Genomic DNA, 19,463 nt, shown 5'->3' on the forward strand with positions numbered 1-19,463 from the left:
TTACTCACCCTTCGGGTTCGCCGGAGCCGTCACTCGGCAGGCTTCGCCGCAGCGCTGTGCTCAGCGACCCTGCCGGGCGGCGGCGATCTGGCGGCTCATGATCGTCGTCAGCTCGTACGCGGTGTGCGAGGCCGCGACCGAGGTGATCTCGGCGTGATCGTACGCCGGGGCGACCTCGACGACGTCCGCCGAGACCAGGTTGCAGGAGGACAGACCCCGAATGATCTCCAGCAGCTCGCGGGAGGTCATGCCGCCCGCCTCCGGGGTGCCGGTGCCCGGGGCGTGCGCCGGGTCCAGCACGTCGATGTCGATCGAGATGTACAGCGGGCGGTCGCCGATGCGCTGGCGCAGCTGGTCCGCGACCTCGTCGGCGCCGCGCCGGTAGACGTCGGCCGAGGTCACGATGCCGAAGCCCATCTTGGCGTCGTCGTCGAGGTCCTGCTTGCCGTACAGCGGGCCGCGCGTGCCGACGTGGGAGAGCGCCTCGGTGTCGAGGATGCCCTCCTCCACGGCGCGGCGGAACGGCGTGCCGTGCGTGTACTCGGCGCCGAAGTACGTGTCCCAGGTGTCCAGGTGCGCGTCGAAGTGCAGCAGCGCGACCGGGCCGTGCTTCTTGGCGACGGAGCGGAGCAGCGGGAGGGCGATGGTGTGGTCGCCGCCCAGGGTCATCAGGCGGGAGCCGGCGCCGAGGAGCTCGTCGGCGGCCGCCTCGACCGTCTCGACGGCCTCGTTGATGTTGAAGGGGTTCACCGCGATGTCGCCGGCGTCCGCCACCTGGGCGAGCGCGAACGGGGAGGCGTCCTGCGCCGGGTTGTACGGACGCAGCAGGCGGGAGGCCTCGCGGATGGCGTTGCCGCCGAAGCGGGCGCCGGGGCGGTAGGAGACACCCGAGTCGAACGGCACGCCGACGACGGCGACGTCCGCCGAGCCGACCTCGTCCAGGCGCGGCAGCCGGGCGAAGGTCGCGGGGCCCGCGTAGCGCGGGATGCGGGAGGAGTCGACGGGGCCGCGCGGCTGCGTGCTCATGGGGGTGCCCTTCTGAAGGTCCTACAAGTGCGGTCCTTCGAGCGTAAGCGGCGGGCGCCGGGCCGCGAAGTGTACGTTTCATCCACTGAGTGACATCGAACTGTACGGAGCATCCATGCCGAAGCCTGCCAAGGCCGACAGCCCCGAGCCTGCCACCGCCGGTGGCGGTGCCGCGGCCGGCTCCGGCGGCCCTCCCACGCCTGCCGTCGGGCTCGGTGCGCTGCTCGCCGACCGGACACTGGACCTGCGGCTGATCGCCGGTCCGGAGCAGGCGGAGGTGCACGGGGTGCACGCCTCGGAGATGGCGGACCCGTCCCCCTACCTCCTGGGCGGTGAGCTGCTCCTCACTGCGGGAGCGGGGCTGACGGAGCCGGAGGCGTACCCGCCGCACCGCCCGCGCCGCGACGGGACCGCGGCCGGCGGCCCGGAACCGGAGGGCGGCCCGGCCGACGCGGACGACGCGGCCGACGCGTATGTACGGCGACTGGTCGGCTCGGGTGTGGCCGCGCTCGGGTTCGGGGTGGCGCCCCTGCACGCGGAGGTGCCCCCGCAGCTCGTCCGGGCGAGTGCCCGGCACGGGCTGCCGCTGCTGGAGGTCCCGCCGCACACCCGGTTCACGGCCGTCGCCCGCGCCGTCTGGCGCCTCATGGCCGAGGCGCGGACCCGCGAACTGCGCCGGGTCACCGAAGCCCAGCAGGCCCTCGCGGCCGCGGCCGCCCGCCCCGACCCGGTCCCGGCGGTGCTGTCCCGCCTCGCGGCGACCCTCGGCGGGCACGTACGGCTGTGGCCGGACGGCCGGACCGCGGGCAGCCCACCGCCGCCGGAGGCCGGAGCCGTACCGGCGGCCCTCGACGCACTGCTGGCCCGCGTCGGCCGCGCCGAGGGTCCCGCGACCGCCACCGACCAGGCCGGCGGCTGGCTCCTGGCCGCCTACGCCCTCGGCCGCCACGCCGCGCTCGGCACGGCCACCCCGGCGCGGACCCCCGGCGACCACACCGTCGCCTCGGTCGCCGCCGTCCTGCTGGCCCTGCTCACCGCCGACCGGCCGGCCGGGGCCGAGGCCGCCGCGCTGGCCCGGCTGCTGCTGGGCGGCTCCCCCGCCGCGGCGCTGGGCGGGCCCGGGCCCTGGTACGCCGTCCACGCCCGCGGCGGCGCCGACCCGCAGGCCCTCGCCGCCGCGCTGGGCACCGTACTGCTGGACCCGGCCGGGCCGGCCGTACGGCTCCTCACCGACCGGGAGCCCTCCCCGCAGCCCGGATGGCGGCTGGGGGTCAGCGCCCCGGCCGCGCCCGACACCCTGGCCACCGCCGATGCGCAGGCCCGCCGCGCCCTGGACCGCGCCGAGGCGGCCCGCACCCCGCTGGCCCGGCACACCGACCCCGGCTTCGCGGGCCTCGTCGGCGAAGCCGAGGCCCGGGCCCACGCCGAGGCCCTGCTGGGCCCGCTCTCCCCCGCCCTGCGGGACACCCTGCGCGCCTGGCTGGCCCACCACGGCAGCTGGGACCGCAGCGCAGCCGCCCTGGGGGTGCACCGCAACACCGTCCGCCAGCGCATCGCCCGCGCCGCGGCCCTCCTCGGCCGCGACCTCGACGACCCCGACACCCGGATGGAGCTGTGGTTCGCCCTGCGGTGGTCTACCGGGGCCGGCGACCGCGGCCGTTGATGTCGTTGTGGTGCCGCCGGGTGCCGGGGCCGGACTCCGGCCGCTCGGCCGAGACGCAGGCGGCGGCCGGGGCGGCACGCGACACGGCGGTTCACGGCACCCCCGGGCGCGGGTGGCGGCGTACGGTCTCCGGCTGGAGGGGCGGGCTCGGGGCGACCCCGGCCGTCCGGCTCTGGACAGGATCGACAACTCGCCGGTAACTTAGTATGAGCAAGCGCTTAGCCAACGGCGGCGGACCGCCGCGACCGAAGGGAGACCGGCCGTGCGCCGTACCGTTTTCAACGAGGACCACGAGGCGTTCCGCGAGACCATCCGCGCCTTCATAGAGGCCGAGGTCGTCCCGGTCTACGACGAGTGGTTCGCGGCCGGCCAGGCGCCGCGCGACTTCTACTACAAGCTCGGCGAGCTGGGCGTCTTCGGCATCAACGTCCCCGAGGAGTTCGGCGGCGCGGGCCTGGACACCCACAAGTTCGAGGCCGTCCTCTACGAGGAGACCTCGCGCGCGGGCGTGAACTTCGGCGGCTCCGGCGTGCACGTGCTGCTCGCCCTCCCCTACATCAAGATGCTGGCCGACGACGAGCAGAAGAAGCGCTACCTGCCGAAGTTCGTCACCGGCGAGGAGATGTGGGCCCTCGCGATGACCGAGCCGGGCACCGGCTCCGACGTCGCGGGCATGAAGACCACCGCCAAGCTCTCCGAGGACGGCACGCACTACGTCCTCAACGGCTCCAAGACCTTCATCACCGGTGGCGTCCACGCCGACCGCGTGATCGTCTGCGCCCGCACCTCCGCCCCGCGCGAGGACGACCGCCGCTTCGGCATCTCCCTCTTCGCCGTGGACACCAAGTCCGAGGGCTACTCCATCGGCCGCAAGCTCGACAAGCTCGGCCTGCGCACCTCCGACACCGCCGAGCTGGCGTTCGTCGACGTGAAGGTGCCCGTCGAGGACCTGATGGGCGAGGAGAACAAGGGCTTCTACTACCTCGGCCAGAACCTGCCCTCCGAGCGCTGGGGCATCGCCTTCGGCGCCTACGCGCAGGCCAAGGCCGCCGTCCGGTTCGCCCAGCAGTACGTGCAGGAGCGCACCGTCTTCGGCAAGCCGGTGGCGCACTTCCAGAACACCAAGTTCGAGCTGGCCTCCTGCCAGGCCGAGGTGGACGCCGCCGAGGCCGTCGCCGACCGCGCCCTGGAGGCCCTCGACGCCGGTGAGCTGACCGCCGCCGAGGCCGCGTCCGCGAAGCTGTTCTGCACCGAGGTCGCGCACCGCGTCATCGACAAGTGCCTCCAGCTGCACGGCGGCTACGGCTACATGAACGAGTACCCGATCGCCCGCCTGTACGCCGACAACCGCGTCAACCGCATCTACGGCGGCACCAGCGAGGTCATGAAGTCCATCATCGCCAAGTCGATGGGCCTGTAAGGGCCCGCCGGGACAAGGGACTTACCCTTCCCCTCATGAACGAGGCACTGACCACGCTCCTCGATCTGCTCGACCTCGAGCAGATCGAGGAGAACATCTTCCGCGGTACCAGCCGTTCGGCGCTGGTACCGCGCGTCTTCGGCGGCCAGGTCGCGGCCCAGGCCCTGGTCGCGGCCGGCCGCACCGTGCCCGAGGACCGCACCGCGCACTCGCTGCACTCGTACTTCCTGCGCGCCGGGGACCCGGGCGCGCCCATCGTGTACGCGGTCGACCGGATCCGCGACGGGCGCTCCTTCACCACCCGCCGGGTCGTCGCCGTCCAGCACGGCCAGCCGATCTTCCACCTCTCCGCGTCCTTCCAGACGTACGAGGAGGGCCTCGACCACCAGACCGCGATGCCGGACGCACCCGATCCGGAGACCCTGCCGACGGCCGCCGAGTCGCTCCCGCTCTACCGGGAGATCTTCCGCGACCCGGGCACGGTGGAGCGGCTGATCGAGGCGCGCGGCGCGGTGGACCTGCGGTACGCGACGGTCCCGCCCTGGGGCAGCATCGGCGAGCCGGTCGAGCCGCGCTCGCAGGTGTGGTTCCGTACGGCCGGCAAGCTGGAGAGCGACGACGCGCTCCTGCACACCTGCCTGGCCACGTACGTCTCGGACATGACCCTGCTCGACTCGGTACTGCTCGCGCACGGCCGGGGCGGCTGGGCGGTCGGCGACGTGGTGGGCGCCTCGCTGGACCACGCGATGTGGTTCCACCGGCCGTTCCGCGCCGACGAGTGGCTGCTGTACGACCAGGAGTCCCCGTCGGCGGCCGCCGGGCGCGGCCTCGGGCAGGCCCGGATCTGGACGCAGGACGGACGCCTCGCCGTGACCGTGATCCAGGAGGGCGTGGTGCGCGTCCCGCGCGCCTGACCCCCGGCGGCCGCGTGCGCTGGGCCACAGTCCGGAACCGGCCGGGCGGGCGGCAGCCGATCCCCGGCCGGGTGAACCCGGCCGTCGTGGCGGCCGCCGCGACCGCCGCTACCGCCGCGGTCTGTACGTTCGCGGCGCCGTTCGCGTCGATCGCGACGTTCTCCGGCGGCGCCGTGTTCGCCGTGTACGACGGGATCCGCACGCTGGCCCCGACGCCGGGGTGTAGGCCCGGCCCCGGCGCCTACACCCAGACCTACACCCGGGCCTACGCCCGCCCTTCGCCCTTCGGGCGGGACTTGAGCTTGGCCCAGATCGCTTCCAGGGCGGCGATGTCGGCGTCGTCGAGCCGGTCGTCGAAGACCTCGGCGAGGGCCTCGCGGCGGGTGGCGTCGGCCTCCGCGAAGGCGCGGCGGCCCGCGTCGGTGAGGGCGATGCGGACCGAGCGCGCGTCCGTGGGCGACGGTATGCGCTCGACCAGACCGCGGGCCTGCAGCGAGTCGGCGACGCGGGAGACCTGGCTGCGGCTGAGCAGGGTCCTGGCGCCCAGCTCGGAGGGGGCGACCGGCTCCTTCTGTCCGTGCAGCCAGAGCATGACCTCGAACCAGGACAGCGGCAGGTCGTGGTGGCGCGTGAGGGCCTGGTCCACCCGCGCGGTGAGGGTGGTACCGGCCCAGACCAGACCGTAGAAGGCGTGATCGCGGGGGGTGAGACCGCCCATGGTGAGCTCGTTGTGCGCCATACGGACAGGATACCGGTTGCGTGCACACGCACACAAAGCTAATGTGTGTGTGCACGCACAAATATAGGGAGACTTCATGAGCGCCAAGACCGTCCTCATCACCGGCACCTCCTCCGGCATCGGCCTGGCCGCCGCGGTAGCCGCCGCCCGGGCGGGCTGGCACACCGTCGCCACCATGCGGGACACCGGCCGGGCCGACGCCCTGCTCAAGGCCGCGAGCGAGGCGGGCGTGGCCGAGCTGGTGCAGGTCAAGCGGCTGGACGTGACCGACGCGGCCTCGGCCGCCGCCTGCGTGGCGGAGGTCGTCGCCGAGCACGGCCGGCTCGACGCGGTCGTGAACAACGCGGGCGCCGGGTTCGTGGGCACCATCGAGCAGCACGGGATGGAGCAGGTCCGGTCCGTCATGGAGGTCAACTTCTTCGGCGTCGTCGAGCTCACCCGACTCGCACTCCCCCACCTGCGCGCCTCGGGCGGCCGGGTCATCACGGTCACGAGCGTCGGCGGCGTGATCGGCCAGCCGTTCAACGAGGCCTACTGCGCGGCCAAGTTCGCCGTCGAGGGGTTCATGGAGGCCCTCGCACCGGTGGCCGCGTCCACCGGTGTCCAGGTGGCCGTCGTCGAACCGGGCGCCGTCGCCAGCGAGTTCGTGAACAACGTACGGCTCGACGTGCCGGCCCTGCTCGCCGAGGCCGGCCCGTACGCCCCGGCGCTCCAGGGCTACATCAACCACGCCATGGAGGCCTTCGGCAGCGGCAACGCCCAGACCTCGGAGCAGGCGGCGGCGCCGGTCATCGAGGCGCTGACCGCCGAGACCATGCCGTTCCGGATCCAGACCTCCGACTGGGCCCGTGACTTCGTGGCCGGCAAGCTCACGGACCTCGACGGCTCGGCCGTCCAGGCCGCGATGACCGACTGGCTGCGTTAGGGGGTGTCGGCGGGGCCGAAACGGCGCTCCGCGCGCCGCCCGGCCCGCCGGGTCAGAGGAGGTCTGCGGCCGCCAGCAGGTACGCGACCATCGGGTCGTAGAAGCGCGGGTCGCGGACGTGGTCGTCCAGGGGGACCGCCACCTGGAGGGTGCCCTCCGCCTCCCCGATGAACAGCGCGGGGTCGTTGCAGTCCGCGTACCCCACCGCGTCCAGCCCGCGCTGCGCCGCGCACCCCGCCCAGCCGTGGTCGGCGACGACCAGGTCCGGCTGGGGGCGGTTCTCCGCCGTCAGGCCGTCCAGGATCGCGGCCATCGGCTCCGGCGAGTGCGTGTGCCACAGCGTGGCCCCCCGCTCCAGCACGGCGACGTCCGCGAACTGCCACACCGAGCCCTCGTCCGCGACCAGGCCCGAAGGGATCACCACGATCTCGCAGCCCGCCGCGCGCAGCGCGGCCGCCGTCGCCCGGTGGACGTCCAGCAGGCCGCCCGGGTGCCCGGTGGCCAGCAGCACGCTCTGCCGGTCCAGGGCCGCCTTCCGCAGCCGCGCCGCCATCCGGTCCAGGCCGGACACCGTCAGCTCCGGGTCGATCGTGTCCTGGCCGAACCGGTACGCGGCGTCGTCGACGACCCCGCACCGCTCCGCCATCACGGCGAGCACGTCCTGCTCGTCCGCCCAGCGGTCGCCCAGCTCGAGGCCCAGCCAGTAGTGCCGGTCGCCGTTGGCGAGCTTGCGGTAGTGCGACAGGTTGTTCTCGCGGGGCGTCGCGACCTGACCCGAGATCCGGGTGCGGACCAGGTGATCGACGAGTTCGGCGCGGCTCGGCGGTACAACAGACTGGGCGAACGTCTCTATCGGCTTCGGCATGCGGCCCATTCTGCCGCCGCCAGGGCGGAGTCGCCGGTTCCATCCCGACCAGCGGACGCGTCGCTTCACCCCGACAGCGCCCCGAACGCCCCGTGCACCAACCGCCGCAGCAGCGACTCCGTCGCCTCCCGGCCGAGCGCCGCCAGGTGCGGGGTGGAGTTGAGCAGGCCGAAGACGGCATGGACGGACACCCGCACCTCCGCCTCGCCGACCTCCGGGTGCAGTTCCCGTACGACCTCCACCCACAGCTCCACGTACTGCCGCTGGAGCTGCCGTACGAGCTTGCGGTCGGCCTCCCGCAGCCGGTCCAGCTCCCGGTCGTGCAGGGTGATCAGCGCCCGGTCGTCGAGGGCGAAGTCGATGTGGCCGTCGATGAGGGAGGCCAGGACGCCGTGCGGGTCGCCCGCGGCCTCGGCCACCCGGTGGCGGCCGCCCGTCAGCAGCCGCTGACTGATCCCGACCAGCAGCTCGGCGAGCATGGCGTCCTTGCCCGCGAAGTGGCGGTACAGGCCGGGGCCGCTGATACCCACGGCGGCCCCTATCTCGTCCACGCCGACGCCGTGGAATCCACGCTCGGCGAAGAGGCGGGCGGCCTCACTGAGGATCTGCTCGCGACGGGTCGGGGCGGCCGCTCTGGTGCTCATGGGAATCCATTCTAGACAGGGCCGTTAGCGGTCGTTAACCTAGGCGGTACATGCGTTAACGCTCATTAACAGCGTGCACCGAGCAAGGGAGCTCGACCGATGCAGCAGGCACCAGTGCTGACGAGCGCCGCGGACCCGGCGTCCGAGGCCTGGCGGACCAACGAGGCCGCCCACCGCGAGCTCGCCGAGGGGCTCCGGGCCCGGCTCGACGCGGCCCGGCTCGGCGGCGGCGAGAAGGCCCGCGCCCGCCACACCGCCCGCGGGAAGCTGCTCCCCCGCGACCGCGTGGACACCCTCCTGGACCCCGGATCCCCCTTCCTGGAGCTGGCCCCGCTGGCCGCCGAGGGCATGTACGGGGGCGCGGCTCCGGCCGCCGGGGTCATCGCGGGCATCGGCCGGGTCAGCGGCCGCGAGTGCGTGATCGTCGCGAACGACGCCACCGTCAAGGGCGGCACGTACTACCCGATGACGGTGAAGAAGCACCTCCGCGCCCAGGAGGTGGCGCTGGAGAATCGTCTCCCCTGCCTCTACCTGGTCGACTCGGGCGGCGCCTTCCTCCCCATGCAGGACGAGGTCTTCCCCGACCGGGAGCACTTCGGCCGCATCTTCTACAACCAGGCACGCATGTCCGGCGCCGGCATCCCGCAGATCGCGGCCGTCCTCGGCTCCTGCACGGCGGGCGGCGCGTACGTCCCGGCAATGAGCGACGAGGCCGTCATCGTCCGCGGCCAGGGCACGATCTTCCTCGGCGGCCCGCCGCTGGTGAAGGCCGCCACCGGCGAGGTGGTCACGGCCGAGGAGCTCGGCGGCGGCGAGGTCCACTCCCGGATCTCGGGCGTCACCGACCACCTCGCGCAGGACGACGCGCACGCGCTGCGGATCGTACGGAACATCGTGGCGACCCTGCCCGAGCGCGGGGCCCTGCCCTGGTCGGTCGAGGCGCCGGAAGAGCCGAAGGTGGACCCGTACGGGCTGTACGGCGCGGTCCCGGTCGACTCGCGCACCCCGTACGACGCCCGCGAGGTCATCGCCCGGATCGTGGACGGGTCCCGCTTTCAGGAGTTCAAGTCGGAGTTCGGGCAGACCCTGGTCACCGGCTTCGCCCGGATCCACGGACACCCGGTCGGGATCGTCGCCAACAACGGCATCCTGTTCTCCGAATCCGCCCAGAAGGGCGCGCACTTCATCGAGCTGTGCGACCAGCGCGGGATCCCGCTGCTCTTCCTCCAGAACATCTCGGGCTTCATGGTCGGCCGCGACTACGAGGCCGGCGGCATCGCCAAGCACGGCGCCAAGATGGTCACGGCCGTGGCCTGCACCCGGGTCCCGAAGCTGACCGTGGTCGTCGGCGGCTCGTACGGCGCGGGCAACTACTCGATGTGCGGGCGGGCGTACTCGCCGCGGTTCCTGTGGATGTGGCCCAACGCCAAGATCTCGGTGATGGGCGGCGAACAGGCCGCGTCCGTGCTCGCCACGGTCAAGCGCGACCAGATCGAGGGCGCCGGCCAGGAGTGGCCGCTCGACGACGAGGAGGCCTTCAAGGCCCCGGTCCGCGCGCAGTACGAGGAACAGGGCAACGCCTACTACGCCACGGCGCGGCTGTGGGACGACGGGGTCATCGACCCGATGGAGACCCGGCAGGTGCTGGGACTGGCCCTGACCGCGTGCGCGAACGCCCCGCTGGGCGATCGCGGCTTCGGCATCTTCCGTATGTGACGTGTGACGTGAGGACCTCACTGATGTTCAGCACTGTTCTGGTCGCCAACCGCGGCGAGATCGCGGTCCGGGTCATCCGCACGCTGCGGGAGCTCGGAGTGCGGTCCGTGGCCGTCTTCAGCGACGCGGACGCGGACGCACGGCACGTACGGGAGGCCGACACGGCCGTCCGGATCGGCCCGGCGGCCGCCGCCGAGAGCTACCTGTCGGTGGAGCGGCTGCTCGACGCGGCCCGCCGCACCGGCGCCGAGGCCGTCCACCCGGGCTATGGCTTCCTCGCGGAGAACGCGGCCTTCGCGGCCGCCTGCGCGGAGGCGGGCCTGGCCTTCATCGGGCCGCCCGCCTCGGCGATCTCCCTGATGGGCGACAAGATCCGCGCCAAGGAGACCGTGAAGGCGGCCGGGGTCCCGGTCGTGCCCGGGTCCTCGGGGAGCGGCCTGTCCGACGCCGAACTGGTCGCGGCCGCCGAGGAGATCGGCATGCCGGTGCTGCTGAAGCCCTCGGCGGGCGGCGGCGGCAAGGGCATGCGGCTGGTACGGGACGCCGGGCTGCTGGCGGAGGAGATCGCGGCGGCGCGCCGCGAGGCGCGGTCGTCCTTCGGCGACGACACCCTGCTCGTGGAGCGGTGGGTGGACCGCCCCCGGCACATCGAGATCCAGGTGCTGGCGGACGCGCACGGGAACGTGGTGCACCTGGGCGAGCGCGAGTGCTCGCTGCAGCGGCGCCACCAGAAGGTGATCGAGGAGGCCCCCTCGGTCCTGCTCACGCCGGAGCTGCGGGCCTCGATGGGCGCGGCGGCGGTGGAGGCCGCGCGCTCGTGCGGGTACGTCGGCGCGGGCACGGTGGAGTTCATCGTCCCGGGCGGGGACCCGTCCTCGTACTACTTCATGGAGATGAACACCCGGCTCCAGGTGGAGCACCCGGTGACGGAGCTGATCACGGGGCTGGACCTGGTGGAGCAGCAGCTGCGGGTCGCCTCCGGCGCCGAGCTGGCCTTCGACCAGTCCGGGATCCGGCTGACCGGGCATGCGATCGAGGCCCGCGTCTGCGCGGAAGACCCGGCGCGCGGGTTCCTGCCCTCCGGGGGGACGGTCCTGGCGCTGTCCGAGCCCTCGGGCGGGTCGGTACGCACGGACTCCGGGCTCGTGGCGGGGGTCGACACGGGGTCGACCTACGACCCGATGCTGTCGAAGGTGATCGCGTACGGCCCGGACCGGGCCGCGGCCCTGCGGGTGCTGCGGGGCGCCCTCGCCGACACGGTGATCCTGGGCGTCCAGACCAACGCCGGCTTCCTGCGGAGGCTGTTGGCGCACCCGGATGTGGTGTCGGGCGACCTGGACACCGGTCTGGTCGAGCGGGACCTGGGGTCCCTCTTGCCGGAGGGCGTGCCCCCCGAGGTGTACGCGGCTGCGGCCCTGCTGTCCGTCCCCCACCCCGCCCCTTCCCGAAACCGGGCTCTGCCCGGACCCGCGCCTCAAACGCCGGCGGGGCTGGATGCCTGGGTCGACCCGTTCGGGGCAGCCGACGGCTGGCGCCTGGGCGGCACCCCCGCCTGGACGGTCCACCACTTCCGCCTCCCCGGCCAGGAGCCCGTCGCCGTCCGCACCCGCCCGCACGGTTCCGACACGGAGCTGCTGCTCGCACCCGCAGCCGACGGCGACGTCGGCCAAAATCCAGCCCCGCCGGCGATTGAGGGGCGGGGTCTGGCGCAGAGCCCCGGCACACCGGCCCGCGGCCGGATCGTGGCCCGGACCCCGGAGTACCTGACGGTCGAACTCGACGGGGTCACACACCGGTTCAGCCACGCCACCTCCCCGGAGGGGACCTGGCTCGGCCGTGACGGCGACTCCTGGCACGTGCAGGACCACGACCCCGTCACCGCCGCGCTCACCGGCGCCGGCCACGCAGGCGCGGACACCCTCGCCGCCCCCATGCCCGGCACCGTCACCGTCGTCAAGGTCGCCGTCGGCGACCGCGTCACGGCCGGGCAGAGCCTGCTCGTCGTCGAGGCGATGAAGATGGAGCACGTCATCTCCGCCCCGCACTCCGGCACGGTCACCGAGCTCGACGTCTCCCCCGGTACCACCGTCGCCATGGACCAGGTCCTGGCCGTCGTCACCCCGGACGAGGAAGAGGAAGGGGAGGCGAAGTGAACGGGCTGCCCATGACCGTCCCGGCCCCCGAGCTGCCGGCCCGCGTCCGCATCCACGAGGTCGGCGCCCGCGACGGGCTGCAGAACGAGAAGACGGCCGTACCCACCCACGTCAAGGCGGAGTTCATCCACCGGCTGGCCGCGGCCGGGCTGACCACCGTCGAGGCGACCAGCTTCGTGCACCCCAAGTGGGTGCCCCAACTGGCGGATGCGGAGGAGCTGTTCCCGCAGCTCCAGGACCTGGCCGGGGTGCACCTCCCCGTCCTCGTCCCCAACGAGCGCGGACTCGACCGCGCCCTGGCCCTCGGCGCCGACCGCATCGCCGTCTTCGGATCGGCGACCGAGACCTTCGCCTCCCGCAACCTCAACCGGACCGTCGCCGAGTCCCTCGCCATGTTCGAGCCCGTCGTGGCCCGTGCCAAGGAGGGCAAGGCGCACGTCCGCGGCTATCTCTCCATGTGCTTCGGCGACCCCTGGGAGGGCCCGGTCCCGGTCCACCAGGTGGTCCGCGTGGCCAAGGCCCTGCTCGACCTCGGCTGCGACGAGCTCAGCCTCGGCGACACCATCGGCGTCGCCACCCCGGGTCATGTCCGGACCCTCCTCGACGAGCTGGGCGAGGAGGGCGTCACGACCGACCGGATCGGCGTGCACTTCCACGACACCTACGGCCAGGCCCTGTCCAACACCCTCGCCGCGCTCCAGCACGGAGTGACCACCGTGGACGCCTCCGCAGGCGGCCTCGGCGGCTGCCCGTACGCGAAGAGCGCCACCGGCAACCTCGCCACCGAGGACCTGGTGTGGATGCTCGACGGCCTCGGCATCGAGACCGGCGTCGACCTGACCTCCCTCACCGCCACGAGCGTGTGGATGGCCGAACAGCTGGGACGCCCCAGCCCCTCCCGTACCGTCCGCGCCCTCTCCCACAAGGAGTAAAGAAGACCATGGCCCTCGACCACCGGCTCACCCCCGAGCACGAGGAACTCCGCCGTACCGTCGAGGCGTTCGCGCACGACGTGATCGCCCCCAAGATCGGCGACCTGTACGAGCGGCACGAGTTCCCGTACGAGATCGTCCGCGAGATGGGCCGCATGGGCCTGTTCGGCCTGCCCTTCCCGGAGGAGTACGGCGGCATGGGCGGCGACTACCTCGCCCTCGGCATCGCCCTGGAGGAGCTGGCCCGCGTCGACTCCTCGGTCGCGATCACCCTGGAGGCGGGCGTCTCGCTCGGCGCCATGCCCCTCTACCTCTTCGGCACCGAGGAGCAGAAGCAGCAGTGGCTGCCGAAGATGTGCTCCGGCGAGGTGCTCGGCGCCTTCGGCCTGACCGAACCGGACGGCGGCTCCGACGCCGGCGGCACCCGCACCACGGCCGTCAAGGACGGCGACGAGTGGGTGATCAACGGCTCGAAGTGCTTCATCACCAACTCCGGTACGGACATCACCGGTCTGGTCACCGTCACGGCCGTCACCGGCCGCAAGGCCGACGGCCGCCCCGAGATCTCCTCGATCATCGTCCCGTCCGGCACCCCCGGCTTCACGGTGGCCGCGCCGTACTCCAAGGTCGGCTGGAACTCCTCGGACACCCGTGAGCTGGCCTTCGACAACGTACGGGTGCCCCTGGCCAACCTGGTCGGCCAGGAGGGCCGCGGCTACGCCCAGTTCCTGCGCATCCTCGACGAAGGCCGCATCGCGATCTCGGCGCTCGCCACCGGTCTCGCGCAGGGCTGCGTGGACGAGTCGGTGAAGTACGCGAAGGAGCGCAAGGCCTTCGGCCGGCCCATCGGCGACAACCAGGCCATCCAGTTCAAGCTGGCGGACATGGAGATGCGCGCCCACATGGCGCGGATCGGCTGGCGTGACGCGGCCTCCCGCCTCGTGGCCGGGGAGCCGTTCAAGAAGGAGGCGGCGATCGCGAAGCTGTACTCCTCCACGGTCGCCGTCGACAACGCGCGCGAGGCCACCCAGATCCACGGCGGCTACGGGTTCATGAACGAGTACCCCGTGGCGCGCATGTGGCGGGACTCCAAGATCCTGGAGATCGGCGAGGGCACCAGCGAGGTGCAGCGCATGCTCATCGCCCGCGAGCTGGGCTTCGCCGGGTAGTCACCTGGTTCGGAGGCGGACCGCCAGGCCGGGACCGGCCTGGCGGTCGACGGCCGGACCGGTCCTCGCCGGGCGGCCACATCGCCGGCGATTGCACGGGGTCCCCGTCCCGCCTACGCCTGCTCGCGCTCCGCCTCGGAGACGAAGGGCTGCAGGAAGGTCGCGATGTGCTGTTCCACATCGGTGATCCGCTGCTCGTACGCGTAGAGCTGGTCCCGCAGGCCCGCCTTGGCCTGCTCGTCCAGCCGGGACTCCTCGATGTTGCGCTGGACGATGCCGATGAGGTCCTGGAGCTGGATGTGGAGCGTCTCGCTGATTCCGCCCCATACGGCGCGCAGGTCGGCGGCGCGGCTGTCCGCGTACTGGCGGGCGGTCAGGCCTGCCGAGTCCTTCACGTGGTCCGAGAATTCCTGCGCCGCGCGCGACTGGAGTTTGCCGTCGGCGAAGATGACCGCCCCTGAGGCCAGCAGCGGTCCGACGGCCGCGCCGATGGCCACCGCTACGCCGACCGGTGGAACGGCCAGGCCCAGGCTGATCAGGCCCGCCGCTGCGGCGGCGGCCGTCCCGCCGGCGACCGCCGCGCCGGTGCCCGCGCCGATCGCCATGAGCGAGCTGGGGCGGAACAGCAGCGGCACGTCGTCGCGGTGGCGGCGCCCGTCGCGCCCGTTGCCCTTCCCCGCCGCGACGGCCAGCGTGTAGAGCAGGTGGTTCTGGTCCCGGACCGACTGCGTGCCGGTGAGTTCCGTGCGGAGCTTGTCGAGGAGGTTCGCGTGGGCCCTGATCAGCGGTTCGAGCTGGCGCACCAGATCGGCCTGCCGCTGCTCGATGAGCCGGTCGAGACTCTGGGTGCAGAAGACCTGCATACGTTCCTGGAGCTGGACCGTGTAGGCGTCCATCAGTTCGTGCTGGGCGGCGATGCGGCCGCCCTTGGTGAAGGACCGGACGGCCCGGCTCAGGCGCCCCGGGCCGCTCGTGACGTGCCAGTCGGCGATCTCGCGGCTGATGTCGATCAGGAACGCGCTGAACCTCAGCTGCAGTTCGTTCTCGATGTCGAGGATCTTGCCGCTGACGATGTCGCGGATCGCGTCGGCGCTGGCGCGCAGTTGGTCCTGGGTGGACTGGCTGCGGTCGAGGAGCTCGCGCAGCTCCGCCGTCGACTTCATCAGGATCGCGCCCTCGTCGTGCAGCCGCACGCGCAGGTTGACGGCGTTGTGGCGCAGGAACTCGGCGAGCCGGACGAACTTCACCCGGGCCGCGTCGCGCATGCAGAAGAGCTCCAGGGCGGACTCCAGCGCCCCGATCCCCGAGGCCTTCAGGCCCTCCTCGTTGCCGTCGGTCCGCGACCGCAGGGCCTGGAGGGCGCTGATGAAGAAGACGTTGGCGGCGGCGGTGGAACCGGATTCCCCGCTGAGCTCGGCGACCGCGTTGCGGCAGCGGCTCATCACCTCCGCCCGTTCCTCCTCCTCGATCCGGTCGAACTGGTTCACCACGAAGAAGATGTCGCGGTGCCCGAGCCTCTTGACACGGGTGAGGTAGTTCTCGGTCTCGTGCAGGGTGAACGGTCGGCCCGCGTCGGTGACGAAGACGACGGCGTCCACCTCCTCCAGGTACCGCAGGGTGACCAGCTCGCGGTCGGAACTCTCGTTGATCCCGGCCGAGTCCACGATCTCGACGGATCGGCGCAGCAGCTCCAGCGGCTGCTCGACGACGGCCAGCGCGAACGAGGGGGTGCGGGGCGCGCCGTGCGCGTCGATCTGGAGGGAGACCTCTCGCTTGAACTCCTCCGTCGTGACGGCCGTCTCGCCGCCCCGCCGGTCCGCGTCCCGGTACAGCCAGGCCCGCTCGGTCTCACCCCAGCGCAGGACCGTGGTGAAGGCGGTGGCCGGATTGGCCTTGGTGGGCAGCAGCCGCTTCCCCAGCAAGGCGTTGATCAAGGTGCTCTTCCCGCTGCTGAACTCGCCGAGCACCATGATGCGGAAGGTCTCGCGCTCGAAGACCGCCCCGTTGATCCCGAGGTCCAGTGCCCCGCCCGGGCCTCCGGGCGGGGCGATGACCGCCGCGGCCTCGCCGGCCACCTGCTGCAGGCGCTGGTAGTACGAGCGCAGCGTTCCGATGTTGTCGCTCCAGCCGCGGAACTGCACGGCCGGTGATTCCTGGCCGGCCGGTAACTGCCGGTTCTCGTGCGCCATCAGGCCCCTTCCAGGGGAGAGAGGTGGGCGTGCACGAAACGGCTCAGCGACCGCGCCGTGCTCTGCAGTGAACGCCAGTGGTCGAGGGACTCCGGCTGCGCGGCGACGGCCGTCGTGTGCAGCCGCCACCACTGCTCGTCGCGGTCCCGCGCCTGGCTCAGCAGGCGGTCGTACACCTGGCCGATACGCGCCTCGGTGCGCGCCACCTGCTCCGTGAAGGCCGCCTCGACGATCCGTTCCAGGTCGTCGATGGCGCGTTCACGGCGCTCCGCCTGGCCGTGTTCGAGCGCCTCCGTCACCAGCGCCGTACCGGCCGCTCCCGCGATCTGCGCCACGACCTCGGTGGAGACGGGCGTCAGTACGCTCTCGATGGCGGTGCCGACGAATTCGGGCAGCCAGGAGGTGTCCCAGCCGGTGGCGTTCTGCGACTCGGCGGCGGCGGCCGCGCCGGCGGCGGCCGGCAGTGCCGCGGCCGGCACGACCCGCCCGGCACGGGGGGCGGCCAGCCCGTGGAACAGTTCCCCGCCGGGTCTGTTGCGGAGCAGGATGCCGCGCAGCCGGCGGGTGTCCTCCTCCAGCGCCCGGTCGACGGTCCCGGTGATCCACGATTCGAATTGCTGGAGGGCCTCGGCGGTGTACGGGATCGCGTGGAGGCGGATGAAGTGCTGTTCCTCCGGCGTATCCAGCATCCGGGAGAAGCGCGATGCGAGTTCGCGCGCCGCGGCGGCCCGTCGCCTGCGCGCCTCGGCGGCGATCGTCTGGACGAGCGAGGCGCGCCACTCCCCCGCGTCGGCGCTGAGCACGATCCAGTGGAAGCGGGCGCTCTCGTGGGCCGTGTGCCAGATCTGTGCGGCCCGCGCTCTGACGGGGTCGGTCCGGTGCACGTCCGTGAGCGCCCGCCCGGCAGCCTCCTCCACCAGGCCGCAGGTGGCCGCGAGGAGGTGCAGCCTGCGGACGGTCCGCAGCGCGCGGCGCAGCCGGATACCGGCCAGCTGGCCCAGGACCGCCCGGAGCGGGTCGATGCCGTCGGGTTCCCCGGCCCCCGGCGCCGTTGCGGGCGCGGGGACCGGTCCGGGCAGCACCAGCGCCTCGGGGGCCAGTGCTGCGACGAGGTGGTTGACGCGTCGCAGGATGTCGGGCGCCTCGTCTTCGACCTCGGCGAGCTTGGTGACGACGACGGCGAGCGGAGGGCTGTGCGGAGCGGCGGCGAGTGCCTTGATCCGGGCCTGTTCGGTGGCGAGCATCGCGCGGCGCGCCTCGGTGACGACGACCACCACGTCGCAGTCGCCGACGATCCTGGCGAGGGCGGCGGTGTCGGGCTGCCGCACTCCGGACCAGCCCTCCCAGCCGGGGGTGTCGACGAGTTCCACTCCGGCACGGGCCGGCCAGGACCCGGACGGCACCTCGACGCGTACGGTACGCAGGCCGACCGGTCCTGAATCCCCGGGACCGGCCTCCTCGGGAGCCGTGGGAGCCCCGTATCCGGCGGACTCGGCGGATCCTGCGGCCCCGGCGGCCCCGGCGGGCTCGGCGATGAACGGGCGTACGACGACGGGCGGTCCGTCCGTGGGGTGCACGGACACCGGCAGACAGGCCGTGCCGATCAGCTCGTTGACGAGGCGGGACTTGCCGACGTTGCTACCGCCGATGACACAGATCCGGGCCCGCGGGGATTCGGCGCGGCGGGCCGTGCGGCGGATCAGAGAGGCGGCGGAGTCCGCTCCGGCCCGGTCCGCGAGCAGCGCCACCTGTTCGGCGAGTTCACCCTGCCGCAGTTCCTGCTCGTGCTCCCCCGTACCGACCACAGCGCCGCCACCCCACCCCGTCAGGACCTCCCCGGCGCGACCATGATGCCAACGCATGCCGCCGGGCGCCGCCCGTTCGGCGGGATGGCCACCGCTCTGGCCGGTCCGGCCGGCCGGCCCCGCTGCCGCGCAACGCCGAGGGGCCCAGAAACTTAGGGCCCCCTTACCGCTCCCAGCCAAGGTTAGGCTAACCTTCCCTTCGAACGGCCCAGTGGCCGCCCGGCACGCACGAAAGCGGACACAGACATGCCCAAGTCCCGTACCTCCCGCCTCTCCCGCCGCGGCCTCATCGCCGCCGGCGGCGCCCTCGGCCTCGTCGCGGCCCTCACCGCATGCGGCGGCTCCGACTCGGCGAAGGGCGGGACGGGCGACAAGGACAAGGGCGCTGCGGCCTCGGGCGCCTGGGCCTTCAAGGACGACCTCGGCAAGGACATCAGCCTCAAGGCCAGGCCGAAGAACATCGTGGCCTACACCGGCACCGCCGCCGCGCTCTACGACTACGGCATCCAGGTCAAGGGCGTTTTCGGCCCGACCAAGACCGCCAACGGCAAGGCCGACAAGATGGCCGGCTCGATGGACGTCTCCAAGGTCGAGGTCCTCGGCAACGTCTACGACGAGTTCAACATCGAGAAGTACGCGGCCCTCCAGCCCGACCTGCTGGTCACCAACACCTGGGACGGCAGCTACTGGTTCGTCCCGGAGGCCTCCAAGGACAAGATCCTGAAGCTGGCCCCGGCCGCCGCGATCGGCGTGGGCGGCGACGTCTCCCTCGACAAGGCCCTGGAGCGCACGGCCGACCTCGCCAAGTCCCTGGGCGCCGACCTGAACACCAAGCGGTCCGCCGACGCCAAGGCCCGCTTCGAGTCGGCCGCCGCCAAGGTCCGCGAGGCCACCAAGGCCAACCCGGGCGTCAAGGTGCTCGTCGGCTCCGGCTCCGCCGACCTGTTCTACGTCTCCACCCCGAAGACCTCGGCCGACCTGAAGTACTTCGAGACCCTCGGCGTCGAGTTCGTCACCCCGGAGAAGGACAAGCTCGACCAGGGCGGCTTCTTCGAGAGCCTCAGCTGGGAGAACGCCGGCAAGTACAAGGCCGACCTGGTCCTGCTCGACAACCGCACCGGCACGCTGCAGCCGGAGGAGCTGAAGGCCAAGCCGACCTGGGCGGAGCTGCCCGCCGTCAAGGCCGGCCAGGTCGCCCCGCGCGTGACCGAGCCGATCTACTCGTACGACAAGTGCGCCCAGATCCTCGAGGACCTCGCGAAGTCCATCCAGAACGCCAAGAAGGTCAGCTGACCCTCGGCGC

The 19,463-nt window shown here is 72.7% G+C and carries 15 protein-coding genes; 9 read left to right on the forward strand and 6 right to left on the reverse strand.

The annotated features are described in order from the left end of the window. Positions 1 to 60: 60 nt before the first annotated feature. On the reverse strand, positions 61 to 1,026 hold the full coding sequence (speB, locus tag AB0I68_RS09390) for an agmatinase (RefSeq protein ID WP_362852707.1): 966 nt from the start codon (positions 1,024 to 1,026) through the stop codon (positions 61 to 63). 115 nt (positions 1,027 to 1,141) lie between these two features. On the opposite strand from speB, the gene AB0I68_RS09395 reads away from it, so the two are divergent. From AB0I68_RS09395 to AB0I68_RS09405, 3 genes are all read left to right on the forward strand, one after another. Further along, on the forward strand, positions 1,142 to 2,689 hold the full coding sequence (locus AB0I68_RS09395; RefSeq protein ID WP_363176617.1) for a PucR family transcriptional regulator: 1,548 nt from the start codon (positions 1,142 to 1,144) through the stop codon (positions 2,687 to 2,689). Positions 2,690 to 2,951: 262 nt separating this feature from the next. Further along, positions 2,952 to 4,109 (forward strand): acyl-CoA dehydrogenase family protein, encoded by a 1,158-nt coding sequence (locus AB0I68_RS09400; protein WP_363176618.1) that lies wholly within the window; start codon positions 2,952 to 2,954, stop codon positions 4,107 to 4,109. Between the two features lie 35 nt (positions 4,110 to 4,144). Further along, positions 4,145 to 5,023: an acyl-CoA thioesterase II gene (locus tag AB0I68_RS09405; RefSeq protein WP_363176619.1), complete on the forward strand. Its 879-nt coding sequence runs from the start codon at positions 4,145 to 4,147 to the stop codon at positions 5,021 to 5,023. A gap of 265 nt (positions 5,024 to 5,288) precedes the next feature. Here AB0I68_RS09405 and AB0I68_RS09410 read toward each other — a convergent pair whose 3' ends face one another. After that, positions 5,289 to 5,762 carry a MarR family transcriptional regulator gene (locus tag AB0I68_RS09410; protein WP_363176620.1) on the reverse strand — a complete coding sequence of 158 codons (474 nt, stop codon included), beginning with the start codon at positions 5,760 to 5,762 and terminating at the stop codon, positions 5,289 to 5,291. 76 nt (positions 5,763 to 5,838) lie between these two features. Here AB0I68_RS09410 and AB0I68_RS09415 point away from each other — a divergent pair, with 76 nt between their 5' ends. Continuing rightward, positions 5,839 to 6,687 carry an SDR family NAD(P)-dependent oxidoreductase gene (locus AB0I68_RS09415; protein WP_363176621.1) on the forward strand — a complete coding sequence of 283 codons (849 nt, stop codon included), beginning with the start codon at positions 5,839 to 5,841 and terminating at the stop codon, positions 6,685 to 6,687. Between the two features lie 52 nt (positions 6,688 to 6,739). Here AB0I68_RS09415 and AB0I68_RS09420 read toward each other — a convergent pair whose 3' ends face one another. Together AB0I68_RS09420 and AB0I68_RS09425 are read right to left on the reverse strand one after the other, a co-directional pair. Further along, positions 6,740 to 7,561, reverse strand: a complete 822-nt coding sequence (locus tag AB0I68_RS09420; RefSeq protein ID WP_363176622.1) for a phosphatase — start codon at positions 7,559 to 7,561, stop codon at positions 6,740 to 6,742. Positions 7,562 to 7,617: 56 nt separating this feature from the next. Next, positions 7,618 to 8,196 carry a TetR/AcrR family transcriptional regulator gene (locus tag AB0I68_RS09425; RefSeq protein WP_363176623.1) on the reverse strand — a complete coding sequence of 193 codons (579 nt, stop codon included), beginning with the start codon at positions 8,194 to 8,196 and terminating at the stop codon, positions 7,618 to 7,620. Positions 8,197 to 8,295: 99 nt separating this feature from the next. Here AB0I68_RS09425 and AB0I68_RS09430 point away from each other — a divergent pair, with 99 nt between their 5' ends. The 4 genes from AB0I68_RS09430 to AB0I68_RS09445 are packed head-to-tail and all read left to right on the forward strand — an operon-like array spanning position 8,296 to position 14,166. Next, the gene (locus tag AB0I68_RS09430; protein ID WP_363176624.1) at positions 8,296 to 9,912 is read left to right on the forward strand and encodes a carboxyl transferase domain-containing protein; all 1,617 of its coding nucleotides are present in this window, start codon (positions 8,296 to 8,298) and stop codon (positions 9,910 to 9,912) included. A gap of 23 nt (positions 9,913 to 9,935) precedes the next feature. Then, positions 9,936 to 12,065: a biotin carboxylase N-terminal domain-containing protein gene (locus AB0I68_RS09435; protein ID WP_363176625.1), complete on the forward strand. Its 2,130-nt coding sequence runs from the start codon at positions 9,936 to 9,938 to the stop codon at positions 12,063 to 12,065. An 11-nt stretch (positions 12,066 to 12,076) separates the two neighbouring features. Next, positions 12,077 to 12,997, forward strand: a complete 921-nt coding sequence (locus AB0I68_RS09440; RefSeq protein ID WP_363176724.1) for a hydroxymethylglutaryl-CoA lyase — start codon at positions 12,077 to 12,079, stop codon at positions 12,995 to 12,997. Between the two features lie 8 nt (positions 12,998 to 13,005). Beyond that, complete coding sequence (locus AB0I68_RS09445) at positions 13,006 to 14,166, forward strand: acyl-CoA dehydrogenase family protein (protein WP_363176626.1); 1,161 nt, start codon at positions 13,006 to 13,008, stop codon at positions 14,164 to 14,166. Between the two features lie 113 nt (positions 14,167 to 14,279). Here AB0I68_RS09445 and AB0I68_RS09450 read toward each other — a convergent pair whose 3' ends face one another. Further along, positions 14,280 to 16,355 carry a dynamin family protein gene (locus tag AB0I68_RS09450; RefSeq protein WP_363176627.1) on the reverse strand — a complete coding sequence of 692 codons (2,076 nt, stop codon included), beginning with the start codon at positions 16,353 to 16,355 and terminating at the stop codon, positions 14,280 to 14,282. After that, positions 16,355 to 18,160, reverse strand: coding sequence for a dynamin family protein (locus AB0I68_RS09455; RefSeq protein ID WP_363176628.1), 1,806 nt, complete (start codon positions 18,158 to 18,160; stop codon positions 16,355 to 16,357). Before AB0I68_RS09455 ends, AB0I68_RS09450 begins: the two co-directional genes overlap by 1 nt. Before the next feature lie 246 nt (positions 18,161 to 18,406). Between AB0I68_RS09455 and AB0I68_RS09460 the strand changes: the two genes are divergently transcribed. Then, the gene (locus AB0I68_RS09460) at positions 18,407 to 19,453 is read left to right on the forward strand and encodes an ABC transporter substrate-binding protein (protein ID WP_363176629.1); all 1,047 of its coding nucleotides are present in this window, start codon (positions 18,407 to 18,409) and stop codon (positions 19,451 to 19,453) included. Positions 19,454 to 19,463 lie beyond the last annotated feature (10 nt).

Source organism: Streptomyces sp. NPDC050448, assembly GCF_040655295.1.
In the GTDB taxonomy this organism is placed as follows: Bacteria; Actinomycetota; Actinomycetes; order Streptomycetales; family Streptomycetaceae; genus Streptomyces.